This window comes from Vibrio sp. bablab_jr001 (assembly GCF_016464285.1).
Taxonomy (GTDB): Bacteria; Pseudomonadota; Gammaproteobacteria; order Enterobacterales; family Vibrionaceae; genus Vibrio; species Vibrio fluvialis.
Genome location: NZ_JACDWZ010000076.1, coordinates 60,560 through 82,869 on the forward strand (window position 1 = coordinate 60,560; position 22,310 = coordinate 82,869).

The window sequence follows — 22,310 nt, forward strand, 5'->3', positions numbered from 1 at the left end:
CGTTGACTATTCACCATCACTCCTTCACCAACACTTCCTGGACTCGCTCGACCTGATAGAGTCCGGTTCCACAGAGAACACTGCTTTCAACTTTAAATACGCCTTCATCGTTAAGCTCGCCAAGCTTGTTACATGCAAGTGATGCAGAACATCCTGAATATTGTGCTATCACGTTTCCCGCCGCACTGACGACGCTGCTCCAGTTATCCTCACACACGCTGCTCACGGCCGAAGAGGAACCCACCGGATACAGTTGAGTTAAGGCAAATTCATTTAACGAATGAGCCGCAAACCAGGCTTTGGTGCCCAGTAAGTCTCGCGACAGTGCATCTTGATTTGACCACTCCATACGGCTGAGTGCGGCCGCAAGGAAGCCCATCACCACGATGACAAAAATCGCGACGATGTATAGGTTTCCTGCCTGTTTTTTCATTCTAGGGAACATTCAGCACCTGCACATCTTGTTCAAAATGGCTCGACTCTCCGTTTTGTGCCAGTCCGAGCGACAAATGCACCACACCACCACGCTGCAGTGTCGGTTCATCATAGCTGAACGAGCCGGATTCTAGGCTATCGGCAACCTGGACTAAATTACGGGTGATCGTCTGCGCGCTGTAATTCAGGCAGTACTCGACCATATTTTGATACATGTAAAAGCGCTGCGCGACCGACTGACTGGCCAGTGGCGAACTCAAACTAATCGTCGTGTCACTGCCGCTCAGTGCGATCCCTGCCCCCGAGCTGAACTCATCCTGATTGCTTGGGTTGATGATCATCGTCAGGCCGTCAAAATTCAACGCTGTCGTACTGCCAGAGACATTCCCCACGATAAACGAGAGTTGTTTCTCATCGGCTTCATCAAGTGCATAGAATCCGGAATAGACGATCGGATAGAACGACAAACACTGCTGGGACGCAGTATCGGTCGAAATTGCAAGGCTGTTCGGGATGGCGTGACGTAACTCCCGCGCCATTTTCTCCAGTACAAACTTGGCTTGGGTTTGAATCCGCTGACGCGCCACGGTATCGGCATAGCCCCTGCTACCGAGCTCGACAAAACCTGCGATACCAAGCACCAGAATTGAGCCGACAATAATGGTCAGGATCATTTCTATCAGGGTAAAGCCACGGGTGCGCATCAGTAATTCCCCCGGTAAGCCACAAACGTGTAACGACCATAATTGCCGGTATCGATCGTCAGTTCGATGCGCTTCATATCCGTAATAACAGACACAGGTTGAAAGGCGCTGTTGGCGTAATCGACCGCAATAAATACCGTGAAGTGTCGATAGTTCGCCGCAACGTTTGTCCCGAGAATATTGGTTAATGGATTTTTCGTTGTCTCCGAGCCACAATCTGAAGCGTTGTCACCATACCAGCAGCCGATATAGTCATCGACATCATTGAACTGTGCTGGAGAAATTTCACCCTGATCTTTATCTGCACCCAATTGTTCCAGCGCTGTACATGTTGTTCCGAATTCTCCACACCGAATGGCACCGCCATCAAAATCACTGTTTTGATCAAATCCACGGGCCAGAATCTGACTCATCAGGCTTTGGCCCAAATTCGCGGCCCGAGTCTGGTAATGAGGAGTCGCTGAGCGCTCAACCTGAGGATACAAAAAGCTGATCAACACCACCATCGCGAGGCCAATAATCACCATCGCGACAATACTTTCAACCAGTGTAAATCCTTTGATTGACTTCATCAGCATGCTCCACCCGCCACATAACCTTGCGAATTAATGCACACTGACGCAGAACTGTCCGGCGCCGTAATGATGATCGTTACCCCCGCTGCCGCTTCATTTTGCGGATTTCCCAATAGATCGAACTGGATGCGCTGGCTGCTCAGCGCAACAGAAGAAGCGAACGACAGGTTATTGCCTCGCAACACATCGCTGCGTTGGTCGTCGTTCGACAGCGCGCACGCGGCAACAGAACCAAGACAAGAACTGCTGACCTGCAACACATAATGGCCATTTGACTGCAGAGCCGCCTCCGAAAGATTGGACTGCATACGACTCACCTGTATCTGGCGAATGATGGAGACAGCCTGCTCTTTAGCCGCATAAGCGGAGAAACTGGAGACACCGATAAAACGACTGGCTGCATAGGCGGACAGAATAGCGACCAGCAGAATAACGACGATAAGCTCGACTAAGGTAAAACCGCCTGCTTTACGTGAGTATGCTCGCATCGCGTTCTCGGTTTAGTAGAAGTGTGAAGAGTCGTATATAAAACTCACCTGCCAGATTGCACCTAGCAGACAAAATCAATCAAATCAGACCGACAATAAAGGCCAGCTAGGCTGGCCTTTATTTATTTAATTCGCACATGAATAGACAGTAATTGTCGGCTCACTAGCTGACGCAGGCATAGAATACGTTACAGCACATTTTGTTGACGTTGCGTTTGCATACCCATCAAAGGTATATGAAATTGACGTGCCGTTTGTTGAGGAAGTACCAGATACAACTGACCAATCTGTATCCAACCCTGTCACAGCATTGCCTATACCGTCGGTATTGCCTTGAGGATAACCATTCATGACTTTTACTTGTGTAGTTCCAACAGTAACAGTTGCCGTACCATCACTTACAGTATCATTTCCATCAATTGCGGCTTTGCCATAAACAATTCCAGCAGCTCCTTGCATTGCTCCTTTCAACCCCTGCAACGACGCTTCGCGGGCATCATCTTGCAGGTTCAGGAAACGTGGGGCCGCAGTCACTGCGAGAATACCCAGAATTACGATAACCACGACCAACTCGATAAGGGTAAAACCGCCTTGTCTTTTCATTATGACTCTCTCTCTTAGCTCAAAATATAAAGAATTATTGCAATGTGACCGTGACACGGCCCGTTTTTACTTCGTACATAAACTGATGGGCTGTTTTGCCTTCTAGCTGTACGTACGTACAAGTCCAATTACTGTTATCAGCCTGAGCTGAGTACTTAACATTGGAGTTACTGCTGGCATTGCTGACCGTGTCGACACTCGGTGGGTTTTGCAGCAGATTCTCCATCAAATCAATGCAATCCTGATCGCTCAGGCTACTTGGAAAGCTGGTGTTATCGCTATTTAGTGCAAACGGATAGCCGTCGCGAAAATCGGTATCGGTACCACTGCTGTCAACGGAGCGGGAGAGCCAGAAATCAACGCCGTCATAGTTAACGGTGTTATAGCGTTCCGAGCCTATTGTTACTGTCGTACGCCCTTTGGCTTCCCATTGCGCTCGCGCGGACAATACACCGGTTGCATATCCACCTGCAACCCCTTCAATGCTGGCTTTTTTTGCTTCATCGGTCACATCCAGAAAACGGGGTAATGCTGCAACGGCCAAAAGCCCGACAACAACAATCACGATGACCAATTCCACCAAAGAAAAACCAGATTGTTTTTTATACATGCCCAATCCTATCACACTTGCAAACGAAGCCTATTATAGGCTTAACATTTCGAACAAAACATCCGAAGAACGTCAAATTTTTGCATCATGCCGAACTTATGACGACCGATGAAAACCTATTGTTTTTTAATATTATTTTTATGGTTTGATGATCATAAAAATCAAAATAACAGATGTAGCCCGCCCCCACATTTTCACCATGAATGTCTGGCAACGAATTCAGTATCTTTTCATCCGGATAAAGCCAGTTGAGTAGCATCGAACAATCGACTTTTTCCCCCTCTCGCGGGAAAACCCAGCCTGACGCAGAAAAAGTTAATACTTTCCCGTCAAACTCCAGTGATGCCGGGCGACCACGCAGCAGCCATTCCTGTTTGTAAGTATTGGCGCGCTCAATAATGCGTTTATTTGCCAGCGCCAGCGCGGTATTTTCCAGCTCGCGAGTGACGGGTTGCCAAGCCATTAGCAACGCTGCGATCAAGCTGCACACCACCAGCGCCCAGAGAATCAGCCGAGAGCGTTCCTCTTTCACCGTTAACGTCCCTTAATCGCATCCAGCATGCCCCACATCGGCAGGAAGATACCCAATGCCAGTACCAGAACCATGGCGGCAACGATCACGAGCAGGATCGGTTCAATACGTGCGGTCAGAGTTTTCAGATCGTAGTCCACTTCGCGATCATAAAAATCCGACACTTCCAGCAGCAACTCGTCAATGCGTCCGGTCTCTTCGCCGACGGCGATCATCTGAATCACCAGTGGCGTGAAAATCCCGGTATTGATCGCTGTTGCCGAGACACTGCTCCCCGCCTCAATCGCCGCTTTCATTTCCATCAGGCGCGCTTCCAGAAACTTGTTGTCCAACGCCTCCGCTGACAAGGCCAACGATTGATTAAGCGGCACACCCGCGCGCAACATTAAAGAAAAGGTACGAGAAAAACGGGATAACTGGGCGCGATTGACGATACTGCCAACAATCGGCATTCGCAGTCGTATCTTGTCCCATTTCTCGCGTCCGGAGGCGGTATTCAGCCAGGCACGAAATGCAAACAACATCGCGACAATCGCCGCCAGCATCGCCATCCAGTAGTTAACGAAAAAATCGGACATCGCGATCAGAATCCGGGTTGGCAGTGGCAACTCAACGCCGAAGCGGTTAAACATCGAGGCAAACTGTGGGATCACTTTGACGTTAAGGATAAACATCGCAATCACGATAAAGCTCACCACAAACGTCGGATAGCGCATCGCCGTTTTAATTCGTTTGCGTGTCTCTAACTCTTGTTCGTAATAGTTCGCCAGTTGCAGTAAAGCCTGGTCCAGCCGGCCTGTGTTTTCGCCGACGTTGATCATCGAGACAAACAGCGGACTGAATACGCCCGGATGCATCTGCATTGACGCCGAGAGGCCGCGACCATTTGTCAGCTCGGCACACACCTCTTCCAGCGCATGTTGCAACTGCTTGTTCGCACAGTTCTGCGTCAATCCTTTCATTGAACGCAGCAGCGGCACCCCGGCTTTGGTCAGGCTGTAGAGCTGACGACAAAAAATCACCAACACTTCGAGCGGAATCGCAGGCATCAGCAGAGCCCGCCAATCAACACTCGCTTTGCTCGCGCTTTTCCCGGCTGAGATTGCCGTGGGGATCACGCCGCGGTTGAGCAGGTTCTCCGCCGCCACTTCTTCAGATGGGGCATCAATGACACCGGATGCCTTGCTGCCATCGGCATTACGTCCTGAATACTGATACGTTGGCATAATGAGCCCTACAGATAAATGGCCTGAGCAACACCGGAAGCATCGCCTTCGCCCAACGCCATCACTTCATCCAGACTCACCACGCCTTTCAGCGCCAGCTCCATCGCAGATGCAAGCAGCGGCTTGTACTCTTTTGAAGCCCGGGCCGCATGGCCAAACGCAACCGCATCATTGGCACGCAGCGCGTCCATCATATGATGCTCCAGCTCCAGCATTTCAAACACACCGACCCGCCCACGGTAACCGGTCAGGTTACAGTTCTGACAACCACGTCCACGCACAAAATTCGCGCCCACCTGATTCGGGAAGCGAACTTCCAGCCATTGCTGTTGAGCATCATCCAGTTCATCGTGAGTTTTACAGTCCGGGCACACTTTGCGCACCAGACGCTGAGCTACCACCGCTCGCACGGCACTGGCCACCAGATAACCCGGCGCGCCCATATCAATCAGACGTAAGGCGCTGTCGACGGCGTCGTTGGTGTGCAGCGTCGATAAGACTAAGTGACCCGTCAGTGCTGCGCGCAGGCCGATTTCCACCGTTTCCTGATCGCGCATTTCCCCCACCAGAATAATGTCCGGATCCTGACGCAGGAAGGTGCGCAGCAAGGTAGAGAAATCGAGATCGATCTTCGGATTCACCTGTACTTGGTTTACCCGTTCAATGCGATATTCCACCGGGTCTTCTGCGGTAATTATCTTTTTCCCCGGCGTGTTAAGTTCCGATAGCGCGCCGTAAAGTGTGGTGGTTTTACCGGAGCCCGTCGGGCCGGTGACCAAAATCATGCCATGCGGACGCTTGAGCTGGCGACGCAACCGTACCAACAGATCATCCGGAATCCCCGACTCTTCCAGCTTACGAACACCCGACGTCTGGTTTAACAAACGCATCACCACCGATTCGCCGTACTGAACGGGCATGGTGGACATACGAATATCCACGGACTGACCTTTGGCTCGAATGTTAAAACGGCCATCCTGAGGCAGACGTTTTTCGGAAATATCCAGATTCGCCATCAGTTTGAGGCGCAGCACCAATGCAGGAGCAATGTTCACTTCATTGAGCAGGGTTTCATGCAACACCCCGTCGATGCGTTGACGCAAGCGCAGCAGGTTGGCTTCCGGCTCGATATGAATATCCGAAGCCCCGACCTGAATTGCATCTTCAAACAGCGAGTTGATCAGTTTCACGACGGTTACGTCTTCACTGTCGTCATCGCCGATGGTGAAATCAAAGGCGTCGTTCACCTGATGCTCTGCGTGCAACTGTTCTGCGAAAGAGGCGATTTCTTTGGTACGACGGTAATAGCGATCGAACCCTTCCACCAGCTGCTTTTCTGGAGCAATAACAAATTCAAAACTGTGGTTAGGCAGCTGGTTGAGTAGCGATTCCTGCGCAAATAAATCCGCCGGATCGCTCATCGCAACCCGCAACGTCTCACCGCTGCGGCCAATCACCAATGCCCGCAGGCGACGGGCATGCACTTCAGGCAGCAGTTGAACCGCATCGATATCGACATGCGCACGGTTGAGATCAATCAGCGGCAGTGAGAGTTGCTGCGACAAGAACATCAGCATTTGCTGTTCAGTCAGGAACCCCAACTCAATCAGCGTGCTGCCGAGTTTGCTGCCTGTCTGGCGCTGAGCGCTCAGGGCCTGTTCGACTTGTTGCTCAGAAACAATGCCTTCTTCAACCAGCAAATCCCCGAGACGTTTACGCAGTTTAATTTGCATTCGAGGTCTCCTCTAAGCTTGCCAGCACGTTGAGTCGATCGCGAATAAAAGCTTGTGATTGAACCGACAGCCCCACTTTGTTTTGTGCCTGCAGATACGATTGCTTTGCCTCTGGCAGCTGGAAAGCACGCTCCTGCTGAATGGCCAGCCCGAGCCACCAACGCCCATTGTTGGCTTCTTTTTGGGTGAGTAACTGGTAACTTTCCAAGGCGATATCGTTAAATTTGCTCTTTTGTGCCAGCGCTGCGCGCAGCGACAGGTATTCCACGGAAGGACTTTGCGGCAAATACGACAGCGGCGAGAGCGCCGCTTCGGTCTGATTCTCTTTCATCAACAGTTTCGCTAACGCGATGCGCAGCGTTTCGCCGTTGTGATTAAGCTCAATCCCTGATTGCAGCAGGTCAAAAGCGCGTCTGACGTCACCTTTGCCATAATAGAGCGCAGCAAGCTTCTGACGCACACGTTCATCATCCGGCGTATAGCGCAGAGCTTCTGTGTATGCGCTGACTGCCGATTCAAAATCGTTACTGTCCAAAGCCTTACTGGCCCGCGTTACCGCCTTTTCGGCCAGTTGCTGGGGCGTCAGCTCAACTTGTTCAATCGACATTTGCGCGGATTCGCTTTCAGCTTGTGAGTGAGCCATCGTGGCTGGCGCCGTCACTGTGCTGGCCAGCGAAACGGCCTTTTGATCACTGACTTGTTGGCTGACAGCCCCCGTCATCACATCACGCTCCGCCAAAGGTGGTTCAGCTATCAGCGGTGTGACCGCCTCTTTGTCCGCGTGGTAGATATTCACCCGGCTGGTGTGTGTTTTTTGTGTCGGCGACGGCTGCGATGCCGACACCGGAATAACCGGTACGCTGGTAGAGGTTTGAATCGGCTCTGCCACGACGGACGCCTGCTGCGAAACAGCCCAGCCACCGACGGCCAAACTGAGGCCGAAACCGCCAATCGCCCAAATCCAGGCGGGACGTTTGGTCACTGCCGGAACGTCAGCCGCCTGAATATGCTCCAACGTTGCATGATGCTTCGTTGCGAGCTGCGACAGCGCTTTGTTGATTTCACTCATCAGTGACTCCATCCCCATAGCTGCGGGGTTTTGAATTTCGGTTTACAGGTATCAAACGTGTCGTGAACCGCACTGTATAACTGTTGATTACTGACTTTAGGTTGCTGAGCGAAATAGGTCAGCAACAGTGCCTTATGACACACTTGGTTGATCAGACGCGGAATACCGCGACAAGCCCGCCACAACGCTTTCTTCTGATTCAGCGTAAACAGCTCACCGCTTGATCCGGACTTGTGTAGCCGGTTATCGATGTACGCAACGGTTTCTTCCAGTGTCAGCGGCCGGAGCTGCGCACTGAAGGTAATACGCTGGCGAAACTGACGCAGATGATGCTGCGCAAGGCGGCTGTCGAGTTCCGGCTGACCGATCAGCACGATTTGCAGCAACTTGGCGTTTTCCGTTTCCAGATTGCCAAACAGACGCAGTGTTTCTAGGGCGTCATCCGACAACGCCTGCGCCTCATCGACCATGGCTATCACTCGTTTACCCGCAAAATGCAACGCCATCAGTTCGGTCTGTATTCGTTCCACCAAATCGCGGTCATCTGGCACGTTCAGTTTGAGTTCGGTTGCGACCGCGCGGCGCAGTTCAGAGCCATTGAGCGCCGGATTGGGCAGATAGAGCAAAACAATGTTCTGCGCCAGATGCGTCAGCAGCATGCGGCAGACCATGGTTTTTCCGGTGCCGACCTCGCCCGTTATTTTGATCACCCCTTCGCCCATTTCCAGTGCCGCGCCAACGGTTTGAATCGCTTCAAAATGTGGCGCCAGACCGAGGAAAAAACGAGTGTCCGGAGTGAGATGAAACGGCATTTGAACCAGGCCAAAGTGTGCCAGATACATAAGCGTTACTCAGCGTCCGGGAACCACTCTTGCAGCAGATCGCGTGAGCGTTCGAGCTCTTTCTGCCACGTGTTCACGCCAACCACCGTCGGCTTGAGCAATATCACCAGCTCGGTTTTTTCTGTCAGTTCGCTGGTACTGCGGAACAGATGTCCGAGTGCGGGAATATCGCCCAGAAATGGTACTTTTGACACTTTATTGGTGGTGTTGGTCTTCATCAGACCGCCAATCACGACCACATCACCGTCCTGCGCGCGAATCACCGAATCCGACTCACGAATCGAACTGCGTGCCAGTGGCAGGGTAAACGTGCTGTCGTTATAGGTGATCTCTTTATCCTGTTGCTCGACCTCAATTACGCTGGGATGGACATGCAACAAGACGTTGCCTTTATCGTCGATCTGCGGCGTCACATCGAGAGAGATACCGGAGAAGAACGGCGTCAGCTCTACGTTCGGCGCCGCTTCGGTATTATCGCCCGAACCGACCACACTACTTAGGTCAGTCACGTAGTACTCATCACTGCCGACTTTGATCACCGCTTTCTGGTTATTGGCTGCGGTCACACGAGGACTGGAGAGAACATTGAGGTCGCCTTGCGTCGACATAAAACTCAGTACCGATTCAAAACTGCCGTCGGAAACGGTGATGTTAGTCTGACCCGAAAGCAGGGTTCCGATGGTATCCAATCCGGGCAAGGTTGAAGTCGCCGCACCGACGCGGTCGATGACCACTTTGCCGTTGCCCATCGACATATTCGACCAGTTGATACCTTGTTGATAGCCGTCGGTCAGCGTTACTTCCAGAATTTTTGCCTCCAGAATCACCTGACGCTGCATGCGTTGTTGTGACACGTTAAGGAACTGGCGCACCTCGCGCACTTCATCCGGGTAGGCCCGCAGAGTCAGCACGCCCGCTTGCGGCGTCACCACCACACTCTGCCCGCGGCCGCTACCAATCAAGCGCGAGACGGCTTTCTCTAATTGAGGCCAGAAGTCACTCTCGCTCAGCGTCTCAATTTCCGTACCGCCACGTGCCGTGGTGGTGCTATTCGAACTGCTGTTGTTACTTGAGCTCGATGAGGTTGAACTCGATGAACTGGTGTTATTGGAACTGGTGTCAGTGTTGGTAATCGTGCCCGTGGTGATCGCCGTTAGCGAGCGCCCGCTGCGCTTAAACTGCAGGTAGTCCACCGGAATAGTCACGGTGCGCAAGCCGGCCGGATAAACCTGAATGACTTTGCCGACTTTTTCAATGTCATAACCGTACAAGTCACGCACCACGTTCAGAGCTTCATCCAACGTAACGTCGGTCAGATTGACCGTAATCCGCCCTTCGACAGCAGGATGAAGCGCCACACTGTATTCGCTGTTTTGCACCAGGCTGGCAAAAAACGCCTTAGCGTCAACGTTGTTCGCCTGAATACGAAAACGCTTGAGGTGCGGCGTTGCGTTAGCATTGGTTTCATTCAAATCCGGCATGAGATCCGCTTCCACAGAGGCTGGAAGCTGATCCAGGTTGCGGCTGTTGGCATCGTTGATCGACTGATTCAGCGATTGCTTGACTTCCACAGGATCGCGATGCCCCATAGAACAGCCCACTAAGGTGGTGATCATCACACCGATAACCAGTTTACGCATATGCACATTCATACCTTAATTCTTGATATTCAGGGAGAAAAGCTCAAGCTCCCAACGCTTGCCACCACGAGTCAACGTCACCGTTGATTCCGTCACGCCAGCCACGTGATAGCCACGAACTGTTTGCCCTACCGTCACAACCTGGTCACTGAGAATGGCTAAGCATTGTTGCTGGCACACAATACTTTGCAGTTCAGGCAAAGGATGCTGACGAGCCGTCTTCTGCGCCTGACTGGGCGCGTAGCCTAACGGCGCAGTCGGGTCTTCGGCCGCGAAGGTCAAACCGCTGATCATGAGCGTACTCAGTAGGATGCCAACTTTAACCACCGATGAACTCCTCTCGCGATCCCAATGTATAGACCTGTAAAATCAATCTGGCCTGAGGATAGGTTTCGACCTGATATTTAAAACTGCGCCAATAGTATTTCACTGGCAGGCTTTCCAGCGCGAGCAGATAATCCCGAATCGCGAAATAGTTGCCAGTCAGCTCAAGGCGCACCGGATGCACATAGTACTTAACTGCACTCGGGTCGTCTTTCGAAGGAACGATGGGTTCAGCAGGCAATGACTGCAGGCTAATCAATTTCAGCTTGGTGCTGTTGTCGAGCACTGTTTGCAACAGCGTAGCCATCTGTGTCGGAGAAACTAAGGTTTCAGTAGAGTTAGCCAGCTCCATAGACAGCGACTGACTCTGTTCCTGCAGCGTTGCAAACTCTTTATCGATGCTCTCATCCGGATTCTTTTTCAGCGCGACCTGCAGCTGTTGAATGGTCAGTTGCGCGCTCTGGTTCGACGAGATGAGCCCTTGCAACCGGGTCTGCTGCTGCCCATATTGAGCCACCAGCGGATCAACCAGCAGGGTCAGAGAAATAAACACTACCGCCACTAAGCCACACAAACTAATCAGCAGTTTTTCTCGTTGCGAGCGTTTAGCGAATGCGTCACTCCAGACGCTCCAGCGCTGTTTCATCGCTTCGCTCCTTGTTTGGTTTTCAATTCAAACGTTACCACATCTTCGTCATTACGGCCGATGACCAGTTGATCGAAACTGCGTCCAACTAGGTGCAACTCGCTCTGAAACTCTGCAATCCAGTTCGGAATCACTTTCGCTTCGCGTGCCAACCCCTGAATGTCAAAGCGCTGCTTATCCATTTCAATTTGATTGAGTGAAATATCGCGACGCGCCAGCTTAGCCAGTGCATCCATGACTCCGGAATACCCCACTTGCAGAGAATGGTCAAAGTCACTGATGGCATTGAGGGAAGCCTGCTTGGCTGCAATCTCTTTTTTCAGTCGAGCCACGGCGGCCACCTTGCTTGCTGACGGCTGATGCCGATCCACCTGCTTCTTCAGATCACTGACTTGCTGGTTCAGCTGAGCAGCCTGTTGCTCAACGCCTGCTAATGCTTCACCCTGCTTTACGATATTGAAACGGTAGATGCCTGAGACCAGCAGCATTATTGCCAATGCTACGCCCCAAACACCGGTCACAGCAGAGAGAGAAAAGTAATCTTTCTTCGGTTTCAGGTGATCCTGATAAAAATTGAGCGTATCGCCCGGTGCCATTGAGGTGTGTTGTGCCAGCACCTGTCCGGACAAGGCCTGAGCGCCGTCATTCGACAGCGGAGAAACCTTAACACTTAACCGTTCGTTTAATGCTTGCACCAGCTCGACATGATCTTCGTCGTCACAGCATACCTTCAGCTGATGCAGCGCCACGCCTTTGAGCTGAGAAGAGAGATAATCAATCGAACGTTGCAGCTCCAGCGCCAGTCCGTCCAACTGCAACGCGGAACTTGCGACCCCCGTGATCGGTGCAACGACACCTCTCAGTGTGCGCTGAAAATGACACTGCTTGTCAACGAAAGCATCCAGTTTAAAGTGCCCGCCTTTGCTGCGTTGCAACAACAGAAAATGCGACTGTTCCGGTAAGCAATGCGCCCACACTTCCTGCTCCGGCAGCAGGCGCCCCAGTTCACAGCCGAGACTTTCCAGCAATGCAGCCACTTCCAATACCTGTTTGCGAGCCATCACGTAAGCCTGGACTTTACTGCTTCCCGTCAACGGATGCGCATCCGCCACGACTTCGGTGACTTTCTCGCTGATCAAATCTTTGAGTAAAAATGGCAGCGCTGCTGGCCACTCTTCACGCGGAAGTGCTGGTTTTTCAATCTGGTAGCTTTGATAAAGCTGGGAATGGAGCACGACATCCACGGTGACGCCTTTGGCGCCACTCTGTTTCAAGGCCTGGAGCAGGGCTTGGGACCACGTGTGATTCGAGAGTGGATAGTGTTCCGGTAGGGAGAGCTCAGACGATGAGGAAAAATAGATTGAGTCCGGCTGAACCACTGCGAAAATTGAGCGGCTATGGGTTCTTTTGTGTGTCAGTTTCTTTATCAGAGCATCAATTTTCATTCGTCATTTACTTCGTTCGCCAGCGATTACGTTTGCCCGGTTTGACGTGGGTTTCGGCTGGACTTGGCGGTGCGGGCAGCAAAGCCTGCTCCGCTTCAAACAATCGCCCTTGGCCTCCATCGACACCTAACGACAACAGCGTTTGCCATTCTGTCTCATTTTCGACCCCGACCGCGATGACTTTTGTCTGAGTTCCACCGCAAACACCAATCATACTGCGTACAAACAGCTGATTCTCATGACGTTGGTCGATATTTTTGATCAGGCTTCGATGCAGCTTCAAATAGGTAATGTTGAGGTCTTTAATGTAGTGCGTCGCGACTATGGTTCGGCCAGCCTGCCCAACCACCAGCTCACAACCTAAACCTGCCATCATCTTCAGTACCGGACGCATGTAGTCAAGATGTTGTACCAAATGACCTTCGGCAAATTCAAACGACAAACGTGAGCGTAAGCTGTGTGGCAATTGCATCAGTTCATTGCGGAACCAACGCAGGTAGCGCTTATCCGCAAACGGAGTCACGTACATGTTCAACGAATAATTCCCGGTGAACTCTGGAATCTTGAGCAGTTGCAATACGCGGGTGAAAACAGCCCGATCCAGCACCATTTCATAGCCGACAGTTTCCAGAGCCGAGCTGAAACGTGACGCTTTGAGTATGCCTTGTTCAGGGTCGTAGATGCGAACAAACAACTCATTGTGGGCCAATGTTAGTCCATTCAAGGGCTTGGTTAAATAGCACGGTTGCCGGAAAAGTCTGATTTTCTCGGGTGTAAGACATTGATCGAACAGCGATCTCCAGCGAACACTGCCCCGTTCGTCTTCCACTTTCGCCACTTTTTTAAACCGGCTCCAGGCGTTGCAGCCTTGCAGCCCAGCGCTTTTAAGTGCGGTTTCCGCTTCATCGATCACCCGGCCACGACGCTCGCCTTCCTGATACATGCTGACGCCAATATGGAACCAGTTCTCGGCATCCAGTGGATGAGGCGGGGAAATACGCTCAATCAGTTTGAGACACTGAGTCGCAACATGGGCGACATCTTTTGAACCCTGATGAGGCATGAATATCGCAAACACCGATTCATAGTAGCGCGACAAAATGACATCCGGATAACGGGCAATGACGTTGGATATGCACTCGCCAACTTCCACGACAAATTCGTCGATGGTGCGCTTATCCTGCTCTTCGCGCGCCACATCCAGCTCATCAATACGAATCATGATCACACCGCCACGAGCGCCGCTCTCCAGCAATGCCGATTCGAGTTTACTGTCAAACAATACGCGGTTTGCAGCCCCCGTCAGTTGATCCAAAAAGGTCTGACTGCGGATAAAAGTATCAAACCGGCTGCGCTCCTGACGGGCATCTTGCAGCTCTTCAATCAGCACATCCAACGCTTCGCTGGCGGTATAAGGCCATTCGCGTTCATCCCCTTTGGCAAACTGCTCCACTCTGCCAGCGAGAATCATACGCCCACGCTCTTCGAGTAATTCTGAGCCCAATAACTGCTCTCTCAGCCACTTCACACCACGTACCAGACAGAACACGATCAGTGCCACAGCGAGAGAAATCGACCACATTGCCCCCATCGAATAACCATATCCGAGGTAAGGTGGCACGGCTTTGAAATGTACGGAGTAACCCTGATTGCGAGCCAAAGGTAAATCGATCGAGTAAAGGCGATCCGGATCCGCTTTGGATGAGGTGTCTTTGAAGCGATAAATCGTTCCCGCTTGGGAAGAGAGCTGCATTTCAACAATATTGGATGCCTGCAACATTTTCGGCATCCAACGCTGCATGGAATAGGCGGCGTCTGGATCTTCCAGCTCTTTATCCACTACTTCCACGATCCCTTGCAGATAATGGTTGAGATATTCCTGTCCCATGCGCTGGAATGAAAGCGTTCCGCCGATGAACAAAATGAACATCGCACTGGTAACGATCAGCGTGACAAACGCGACTAAACGCGTACTCAATTTAAGAGTCGGGGTATACCGCATGAAACTGAATTCCCTTCCTATTCATCGGTTGAGGAAACAAGACCCGGTCGGGTTTCAAACACTTAATGGAACAGTTGGATAGTTAACTATATAAAAAAGCCGCGAATTTCGCGGCTTTTTTCAGAAACGGAACGCTTAGAATGGGATGTCGTCATCAAAATCCATTGGCGGTTCATTGTATTGCGGCTGAGATTGCTGCGGTGCCTGCTGCTGCATTGGTTTGTGCTGCTGCATGGCTGGTTGTTGAGGCTGTCCCCAACCGCCTTGCTGTGGCTGGTTCATACCGCCACCCTGAGCAGGCATACCACCTTGCTGACGGCCACCGAGCATCTGCATAGTGCCATTGTAGCCCTGTACAACGATTTCGGTTGAGTAGCGGTCCTGACCGCTTTGATCTTGCCACTTACGTGTTTGCAGCTGGCCTTCGATATAAACCTGAGAACCTTTGCGCAGATATTCACCTGCGACTTCTGCGAGTTTTCCATACAGAGCGACACGGTGCCATTCTGTTTTCTCACGCTGTTCGCCAGTTGCTTTATCACGCCATGATTCTGACGTGGCTACAGTGATGTTCGCAACTGCGCCACCGCTCGGCATGTAGCGAACTTCCGGATCACTACCCAAGTTGCCAACCAAAATTACTTTATTCACGCCACGGGTTGCCATTTTTTGCTCCGTTTTCAAATAGGTTTTTTGAAATAGTCGGCAAGGATAACATGCTTTGAAGTGTGTACCAATCACTCAACAAATGTGTTCTTTGCTCGCACGCGTGAATGCCCTTCAATGTCACGATTTTTTCGGCTCAGTTCGATGTTTTTTATCGCTGACAAGCTACTCATTTACTTCACATATTGAGACATCACGCAAACGCTCAGTATAAATTCGCCTCCATAAATATTTTTCGGCATCGTGCATTTATCCAAACGACTATCACCCTGAATTGAGACCATGCAACGAGCTAACTACGCCCGAACCATATATTACCTCTGTCTGGATCAGACAGCTTCCGCGCCGCCTGTCCTGCAATCGGCTTTCGACCTACTGGCAATTCCGGTTCCCCAAATCGAACCGGAGCAGTTACTGCAGGCCTATCAGGCTGACAAACATAAAATCCTGTTACTTAATTATGACGAACATGACGCAATCCGCCAGCGGCTGGCACCACTGCGCCTGACCAGTCCGCATCTGGAAACCATTCTGTTTCAAGTTGGCAAACGTTTGTGTACCGACGACCTGCTCAGTTTCGGCAACCTTAAAGGCTTATTCTACGAACCCAGCGAGCCTGAACAGATTGCGCGTGGACTGGCAGAAATCATCAACGGCCAGAACTGGCTGCCTCGCCATGTCAGTAGCCAACTGTTGCACTACTATCGTCACATTTTTCAGAATCACCATACCAAGGCCACCATCGAACTCACCACGCGAGAACTACAGATTTTGCGCAGTCTAAAAACGGGCGCATCAAATATGCAGATGGCAGAAAGCTTATTTATCAGCGAATTTACCGTCAAATCTCACCTCTATCAGATATTCAAAAAACTCTCGGTGAAAAACCGCACCCAAGCCATCGCTTGGGCGAACCAAAACCTGCTCTCATAATTGAGGTTATCAGCACATTTTCTGGACCCGACCTGAGAATGTGCTGAAGTTCACACCCGGAACATGATAAAGTGCCTCCCATCTTTGCTCCCCAATATGCAAATCAAAGAAAAATAGGGCTTTAATTATGATTAACAAATGCCTATTCCCGGCAGCTGGCTACGGCACACGTTTCTTACCGGCCACCAAATCCATGCCTAAAGAGATGATGCCTGTCGTCAACAAACCCCTGATTGAATACGGTGTCGAAGAAGCGATTCAGGCGGGCATGACGGGCATGTGTATCGTCACTGGCCGCGGCAAGCATTCGATCATGGATCACTTCGATATGAACTACGAGCTGGAACACCAGATTCGTGGTACCAACAAAGAAGAGCTGTTGGTTGATATCCGCCAGATCATCGATACCGCACAATTTACTTACATCCGTCAGCGCGAAATGAAAGGCTTAGGCCATGCGATTCTGACTGGTCGAGAGCTGGTTGGCGATGAACCATTTGCCGTGGTTCTGGCTGATGACCTATGCGTGAACGAAGAGCAAGGTGTACTGGCGCAAATGGTTGCCCTGTATAAACAGTTCCGTTGCTCAATCGTTGCCGTTCAGGAAGTGCCGGAAAATGAAACGCATAAATATGGTGTAATTTCTGGTGAGATGATCAAAGACGATCTGTTCCGTGTCGATGATATGGTCGAAAAACCTGAGCCGGGTACCGCCCCTAGTAATCTGGCGATCATCGGCCGTTACATTCTGACTCCGGATATTTTTGAACTGATCGAAAATACGGAACCGGGCAAAGGTGGCGAAATTCAGATCACGGACGCCCTGCTGAAACAAGCACAAGCGGGATGCGTTCTGGCCTACAAATTCAAAGGCAAACGCTTTGACTGTGGTAGCGTAGAAGGCTACATCGAAGCAACCAACTACTGCTTTGAACATCTGTATCAGAAAAACGAACAGAAAGTTGAACTGGCTAAGCACTCCACCAAGAAAGCTTAATCTGCCTTAGTTTCAGAACGATAAAGCCATCTTTTAAGATGGCTTTATTTTTAACTGTTTTTTTATCCAGTACTTCTTTGCACAAATCTCACTCTATGTAATACTTGTTCGACTTGGTATGACATAGAGCAAATCTGATGGACAAAATCGAAGTACGTGGTGCTCGTACCCATAACCTGAAGAACATCAATCTGACGATTCCGCGCGACAAACTGATTGTGATCACGGGCCTATCTGGTTCGGGTAAATCATCGCTCGCGTTCGATACTCTGTATGCCGAAGGGCAACGCCGTTACGTCGAATCCCTGTCAGCTTATGCGCGTCAGTTTCTGTCATTAATGGAAAAGCCGGATGTGGACCATATTGAGGGTCTCTCGCCAGCAATTTCTATTGAGCAGAAATCTACCTCCCATAACCCGCGTTCGACCGTCGGTACGATTACCGAGGTATACGACTACCTGCGTCTGTTATACGCCCGCGTTGGCGAACCACGTTGTCCGGAACACAAAGTACCACTGGCCGCACAAACCATCAGTCAGATGGTGGATAAAGTGCTGGAGATGCCGGAAGGCTCCAAGCTGATGCTGCTGGCCCCTATCGTGAAAGAGCGCAAAGGCGAGCACGTTAAAACATTGGAAAATCTGGCCGCGCAAGGCTTTATTCGCGCCCGCATCGATGGGGAAACCTGCGATCTTTCCGATCCACCGACACTGGAACTACACAAAAAACACACCATTGAAGTGGTGGTGGATCGTTTCAAAGTACGCAGCGATCTGCAACAACGCCTGGCTGAATCGTTTGAAACCGCACTGGAACTGTCCGGCGGGATCGTGGTGGTGGCACCGATGGAAGGCGATGGTGAAGAACACGTGTTTTCAGCCAATTTCGCCTGCCCGCATTGTGGTTACAGTATGCGAGAACTTGAACCACGTCTGTTCTCATTCAATAACCCAGCAGGCGCCTGCCAGACTTGTGACGGTTTGGGGGTTCAACAATATTTCGATCCGGACCGGGTCATTCAGGATGCCAGCCTGAGTCTTGCTCAAGGCGCCATTCGTGGTTGGGATCAGAAAAACTACTATTACTTTCAGATGCTGACGTCGCTGGCGGATCACTATGGGTTTGATCTGCATACGCCATTCAACAAACTGCCGAAGAAAACACAGGAAATCATCCTGCAAGGTTCTGGCCGCACGGAAGTCGAATTCAAATACATTAACGATCGTGGTGACATCCGCGTTAAACGTCATCCGTTTGAAGGCATTCTGAACACGCTGGAACGCCGCTACCGTGATACCGAGTCGAGCTCAGTACGCGAAGAGCTAGTGAAATACATTTCCAACAAACCGTGTGCAAGCTGTGAAGGGACTCGCCTTCGTCTTGAAGCGCGCAACGTCTTCGTTAATGACACCACTTTGCCGCAAATCGTCGAGCTCAGCATCGCCGATGCTCTGGCTTTCTTTCAGACTCTGACTCTGGAAGGACAGCGTGCACAGATTGCCGAAAAAGTGATGAAAGAGATCAACGATCGACTGCAATTTCTGGTCAACGTCGGTCTGAACTATCTTAATCTGTCGCGCAGTGCGGAAACGTTGTCTGGCGGTGAAGCGCAGCGTATTCGTCTGGCGAGCCAGATTGGTGCTGGTCTGGTGGGCGTGATGTACGTACTTGATGAACCGTCAATTGGTCTCCACCAGCGGGACAACGAACGCCTGTTGAAAACACTGAATCATTTGCGCGATCTGGGCAATACCGTTCTGGTGGTTGAACACGACGAGGATGCGATCCGCTTGGCCGATCACGTGATTGACATCGGTCCGGGTGCGGGTGTACATGGCGGATCCGTCGTCGCAGAAGGCACAGTGGAAGAAATCATTGCCAACAAAAACTCGCTGACAGGCCAGTATCTGAGCGGCGTTAAAGCCATTGAGGTACCGAAGCAGCGCGTACCACGCGATGCCAAGAAAACGGTTGAGCTGATCGGTGCGACCGGCAATAACCTGAAGAACGTCAATCTGTCGATTCCGGTGGGCCTGTTCAGTTGTATTACCGGGGTATCAGGTTCTGGTAAGTCGACGCTGATCAACGATACCTTCTTTAATATTGCGCACATTGCGCTGAATGGCGCGACCACCTCGACACCTGCACCGTACAAGTCGATCAAAGGTCTGGAACATTTCGATAAAGTGATCGATATCGACCAGAGCCCAATTGGTCGTACGCCACGTTCAAACCCGGCCACTTATACTGGGATCTTTACTCCGATCCGCGAACTGTTTTCCGGCACGCAAGAATCACGCTCGCGAGGTTACAAACCGGGTCGCTTCAGTTTCAACGTTCGTGGTGGGCGTTGTGAAGCCTGTCAGGGTGACGGGGTGATCAAAGTGGAAATGCACTTCCTGCCGGATGTGTATGTACCGTGTGATGTATGTAAGGGCAAGCGCTACAATCGCGAAACGCTGGAAGTGCGTTACAAAGGCAAAACCATCGATGAAGTGCTGGAGATGACCGTGGAAGACGCGCGCGAATTCTTTGAGCCAGTACCGGTGATCGCCCGTAAACTGCAAACCTTGATGGATGTTGGTCTGTCTTACATTCGTCTTGGCCAGTCCGCTACGACTCTTTCCGGTGGTGAGGCGCAGCGGGTGAAACTCGCTCGAGAACTGTCCAAACGCGACACAGGCAAAACACTGTATATTCTGGATGAACCAACCACAGGTCTGCACTTCCATGATATTCAGCAACTGCTCGATGTATTGCATCGCCTGCGAGATAACGGCAACACCGTGGTGGTGATTGAGCACAACCTGGATGTCATTAAAACCGCCGACTGGATTGTCGATTTAGGCCCTGAAGGCGGACAAGGTGGGGGAGAAATCATCGCCCAAGGTACACCGGAAGATGTGGCGCAGGTCGAAGGATCGCATACGGCTCGCTTCCTTAAGCCTATGTTGAAATAGAAAAAAGCGGTAAAGTGACGAAACCAGCGGTCTGACGCTGGTTTCTTTTTTCCATTTGGTTGTGAGACGTTATGGCAACATTGTTACTGAGTGGCACTCAACTGGAACCACAAGCGCCCAGTGTTCCGTTGAATAAACCTTTTCTGATTGCGTTAGGCTGCGTGTACTTGCTCGCGATGCACTTTTTTATGCCCAATCCGGGCGGTGCCGGATTAGCGCTGTCATTCAATGCCACCACCTGGCTAGTGCTGAGCTTTGCCCTCGCCATTGGCCTCTATCAGCTCGCAACTTATCGCAAACTGCGTTATTCCAAACTGACGGTGGTGTTTTTGATCAGCAGTGTGATCATGACTCTGCCGATGTTTTACTCCAACGCCTATTGGCAAGGAGCATTGAGCCGCATTAACGGACTGTGGGCCGGATTGCTGCTATTTGTGGTGCTGCAGCAGTTCTATTTCAGTAATAAGCATAAACAGCGTCTGCTGTGGTACATCGTTCTGGCCTGTCTGATTGAAGCCGCCTTTGGCTTGTTCCAGTACTTTGAACTCAAACCGGGCAATATCTTTGGCTACAATACGATAGCCAACCGACCTTACGGCATTTTCCAGCAACCTAATGTGATGGCGAGCTTCCTCGCGACAGGACTGGTGCTGTCTGGCTACCTGCTGGCCCGTCAGCCGAAGAAATACAACAAACACCTCAGCGAAGTCAGTTTGCTGTATCTCACTCCGGTGATGACGCTGCCGCTGTTAGTCGTGCTGGCTTCTCGTACGGGTTGGTTATCGGCGCTATTAGGTATCGCTCTGATCCTGCCTTATATCTACCGTTTTTCACCGCGTCAGCGATTTATCAACTGGATTCTGGCCAGTATCGCAGGTTTGTTGATTGGTTTTGCCGCCTTACAGGTTGGAAATAATGGTCAGCTTGCGGCCGACAAAGCCGATTTAGACAGTCCGCGGCGCTACACTTTTCCGCAAGCGCTGGATATGCTGATTGAAAAGCCCTTTACCGGCTACGGCTACGGGAACTTCGAAGCCAAATATATGCTCTACACGGCACGTCAGCACCAGCTCAACAGCAATTATCATCCTGGCCTGCCATCTATGGACCATCCGCATAATGAAACGCTGTACTGGGGTGTAGAAGGTGGCCTGCTGCCGATTCTGGGTATGGCGATTGCAGCCGGATTCGTCTTAATGCGTATCCGGTCCGCTAAGAAAGGCACCCGACTGGCTATGTTTGCTCTGTTGTTGCCAATTACACTGCACAGCCAGCTCGAATATCCGTTTTACCACTCAGCCATTCACTGGATTACGTTTATTATTCTGTTGTTTTGGATCGATCAACGGGTCGCCAAATATCGCTTCGCTCGTTTTAGCAAGTTCAGTAAATCCGCACTGCGTATCGCCAGCATACTGCTGCCGTTTCTCACAACGATCTACATGCTCAGCGCTCTGCACACCAATTACGTGCTGACGAAGTTTGAGACCTCACAACCCAGGGATCCGGAAATTCTCAACAAAGTGACGAATCCGGTCGTCTGGCAAGATCGTTACGACTGGGATGTTTACAGTACGTACCTCAATATCGGTTTGTACAACCAACAGCCGCAGTATATTCAGCCCTACATCGATTGGTCATTGGCAATCATCAAACACAAGCCACGCCCGGCGTTTTACAACAACCTGATCCTTGCATATCAGGGATTAGGCGATCATAGCCGCGCTGAACAGATCCGCACTGAAGCTGAGTTTCTGTTTCCGGATAAAGAGTTCGCCAACGTGCAATATGTACCGCCTTCGAGCGCAGTCTCGGCAGCTCAATCGCATGAGGAGAGCGACGAGGAATAAAAAAGGTGGCTCCGGCCACCTTTTTTATTG

The 22,310-nt window shown here is 51.1% G+C and carries 21 protein-coding genes; 4 read left to right on the forward strand and 17 right to left on the reverse strand.

What is annotated here, in order from left to right; genetic code table 11:
• Nucleotides 1-16: 16 nt before the first annotated feature.
• The 17 genes from JIG40_RS12380 to JIG40_RS12460 all read right to left on the reverse strand — a co-directional run bounded on the left by JIG40_RS12380 (nucleotide 17) and on the right by JIG40_RS12460 (nucleotide 15,540).
• The gene (locus JIG40_RS12380; protein ID WP_154184795.1) at nucleotides 17-445 is read right to left on the reverse strand and encodes an MSHA biogenesis protein MshP; all 429 of its coding nucleotides are present in this window, start codon (nucleotides 443-445) and stop codon (nucleotides 17-19) included.
• The gene (locus JIG40_RS12385; protein ID WP_047459988.1) at nucleotides 435-1,139 is read right to left on the reverse strand and encodes a prepilin-type N-terminal cleavage/methylation domain-containing protein; all 705 of its coding nucleotides are present in this window, start codon (nucleotides 1,137-1,139) and stop codon (nucleotides 435-437) included. The genes JIG40_RS12380 and JIG40_RS12385 overlap by 11 nt, the downstream gene beginning before the upstream one ends.
• Nucleotides 1,139-1,711 (reverse strand): type II secretion system protein, encoded by a 573-nt coding sequence (locus JIG40_RS12390; protein ID WP_199465396.1) that lies wholly within the window; start codon nucleotides 1,709-1,711, stop codon nucleotides 1,139-1,141. The genes JIG40_RS12385 and JIG40_RS12390 overlap by 1 nt, the downstream gene beginning before the upstream one ends.
• Entirely contained in the window at nucleotides 1,711-2,202 is a 492-nt protein-coding gene (locus JIG40_RS12395; RefSeq protein WP_154184797.1) for a prepilin-type N-terminal cleavage/methylation domain-containing protein, read from the reverse strand. Before JIG40_RS12395 ends, JIG40_RS12390 begins: the two co-directional genes overlap by 1 nt.
• 126 nt (nucleotides 2,203-2,328) lie before the next feature.
• Nucleotides 2,329-2,805, reverse strand: coding sequence for a type II secretion system protein (locus tag JIG40_RS12400; RefSeq protein WP_158125693.1), 477 nt, complete (start codon nucleotides 2,803-2,805; stop codon nucleotides 2,329-2,331).
• Nucleotides 2,806-2,839: 34 nt separating this feature from the next.
• On the reverse strand, nucleotides 2,840-3,415 hold the full coding sequence (locus tag JIG40_RS12405) for a prepilin-type N-terminal cleavage/methylation domain-containing protein (protein WP_199465397.1): 576 nt from the start codon (nucleotides 3,413-3,415) through the stop codon (nucleotides 2,840-2,842).
• 85 nt (nucleotides 3,416-3,500) lie between these two features.
• Nucleotides 3,501-3,947 (reverse strand): MSHA biogenesis protein MshF, encoded by a 447-nt coding sequence (locus JIG40_RS12410; RefSeq protein ID WP_158146905.1) that lies wholly within the window; start codon nucleotides 3,945-3,947, stop codon nucleotides 3,501-3,503.
• A gap of 2 nt (nucleotides 3,948-3,949) precedes the next feature.
• Nucleotides 3,950-5,173, reverse strand: coding sequence for a type II secretion system F family protein (locus tag JIG40_RS12415; RefSeq protein WP_020433232.1), 1,224 nt, complete (start codon nucleotides 5,171-5,173; stop codon nucleotides 3,950-3,952).
• A gap of 8 nt (nucleotides 5,174-5,181) precedes the next feature.
• Nucleotides 5,182-6,906, reverse strand: coding sequence for a GspE/PulE family protein (locus JIG40_RS12420; protein WP_199465398.1), 1,725 nt, complete (start codon nucleotides 6,904-6,906; stop codon nucleotides 5,182-5,184).
• The gene (locus JIG40_RS12425; RefSeq protein ID WP_199465399.1) at nucleotides 6,896-7,975 is read right to left on the reverse strand and encodes a tetratricopeptide repeat protein; all 1,080 of its coding nucleotides are present in this window, start codon (nucleotides 7,973-7,975) and stop codon (nucleotides 6,896-6,898) included. Before JIG40_RS12425 ends, JIG40_RS12420 begins: the two co-directional genes overlap by 11 nt.
• The gene (locus JIG40_RS12430) at nucleotides 7,975-8,817 is read right to left on the reverse strand and encodes an AAA family ATPase (RefSeq protein ID WP_199465400.1); all 843 of its coding nucleotides are present in this window, start codon (nucleotides 8,815-8,817) and stop codon (nucleotides 7,975-7,977) included. Before JIG40_RS12430 ends, JIG40_RS12425 begins: the two co-directional genes overlap by 1 nt.
• A gap of 5 nt (nucleotides 8,818-8,822) precedes the next feature.
• Nucleotides 8,823-10,457 (reverse strand): pilus (MSHA type) biogenesis protein MshL, encoded by a 1,635-nt coding sequence (gene mshL / locus JIG40_RS12435; RefSeq protein WP_047459969.1) that lies wholly within the window; start codon nucleotides 10,455-10,457, stop codon nucleotides 8,823-8,825.
• Nucleotides 10,458-10,472: 15 nt separating this feature from the next.
• A complete protein-coding gene (locus JIG40_RS12440; RefSeq protein ID WP_172560579.1) occupies nucleotides 10,473-10,751 on the reverse strand; it encodes an MSHA biogenesis protein MshK in 279 nt (92 codons plus the stop codon).
• Nucleotides 10,752-10,776: 25 nt separating this feature from the next.
• The gene (locus JIG40_RS12445) at nucleotides 10,777-11,427 is read right to left on the reverse strand and encodes an MSHA biogenesis protein MshJ (protein WP_020433242.1); all 651 of its coding nucleotides are present in this window, start codon (nucleotides 11,425-11,427) and stop codon (nucleotides 10,777-10,779) included.
• On the reverse strand, nucleotides 11,424-12,872 hold the full coding sequence (locus tag JIG40_RS12450; protein ID WP_199465401.1) for an MSHA biogenesis protein MshI: 1,449 nt from the start codon (nucleotides 12,870-12,872) through the stop codon (nucleotides 11,424-11,426). Before JIG40_RS12450 ends, JIG40_RS12445 begins: the two co-directional genes overlap by 4 nt.
• Before the next feature lie 7 nt (nucleotides 12,873-12,879).
• A complete protein-coding gene (gene csrD / locus JIG40_RS12455; protein WP_020433244.1) occupies nucleotides 12,880-14,874 on the reverse strand; it encodes an RNase E specificity factor CsrD in 1,995 nt (664 codons plus the stop codon).
• Nucleotides 14,875-15,009: 135 nt separating this feature from the next.
• Nucleotides 15,010-15,540 (reverse strand): single-stranded DNA-binding protein, encoded by a 531-nt coding sequence (locus JIG40_RS12460; protein ID WP_020332215.1) that lies wholly within the window; start codon nucleotides 15,538-15,540, stop codon nucleotides 15,010-15,012.
• Between the two features lie 282 nt (nucleotides 15,541-15,822).
• Here JIG40_RS12460 and JIG40_RS12465 point away from each other — a divergent pair, with 282 nt between their 5' ends.
• The 4 genes from JIG40_RS12465 to JIG40_RS12480 all read left to right on the forward strand — a co-directional run bounded on the left by JIG40_RS12465 (nucleotide 15,823) and on the right by JIG40_RS12480 (nucleotide 22,280).
• On the forward strand, nucleotides 15,823-16,473 hold the full coding sequence (locus JIG40_RS12465) for a LuxR C-terminal-related transcriptional regulator (protein ID WP_199465402.1): 651 nt from the start codon (nucleotides 15,823-15,825) through the stop codon (nucleotides 16,471-16,473).
• Between the two features lie 127 nt (nucleotides 16,474-16,600).
• Nucleotides 16,601-17,470: a UTP--glucose-1-phosphate uridylyltransferase GalU gene (gene galU, locus JIG40_RS12470; RefSeq protein ID WP_020433248.1), complete on the forward strand. Its 870-nt coding sequence runs from the start codon at nucleotides 16,601-16,603 to the stop codon at nucleotides 17,468-17,470.
• A gap of 137 nt (nucleotides 17,471-17,607) precedes the next feature.
• Nucleotides 17,608-20,430: an excinuclease ABC subunit UvrA gene (uvrA, locus tag JIG40_RS12475; protein WP_044364108.1), complete on the forward strand. Its 2,823-nt coding sequence runs from the start codon at nucleotides 17,608-17,610 to the stop codon at nucleotides 20,428-20,430.
• 71 nt (nucleotides 20,431-20,501) lie between these two features.
• On the forward strand, nucleotides 20,502-22,280 hold the full coding sequence (locus JIG40_RS12480; protein ID WP_199465403.1) for a PglL family O-oligosaccharyltransferase: 1,779 nt from the start codon (nucleotides 20,502-20,504) through the stop codon (nucleotides 22,278-22,280).
• The last annotated feature ends 30 nt before the right edge of the window (nucleotides 22,281-22,310 follow it).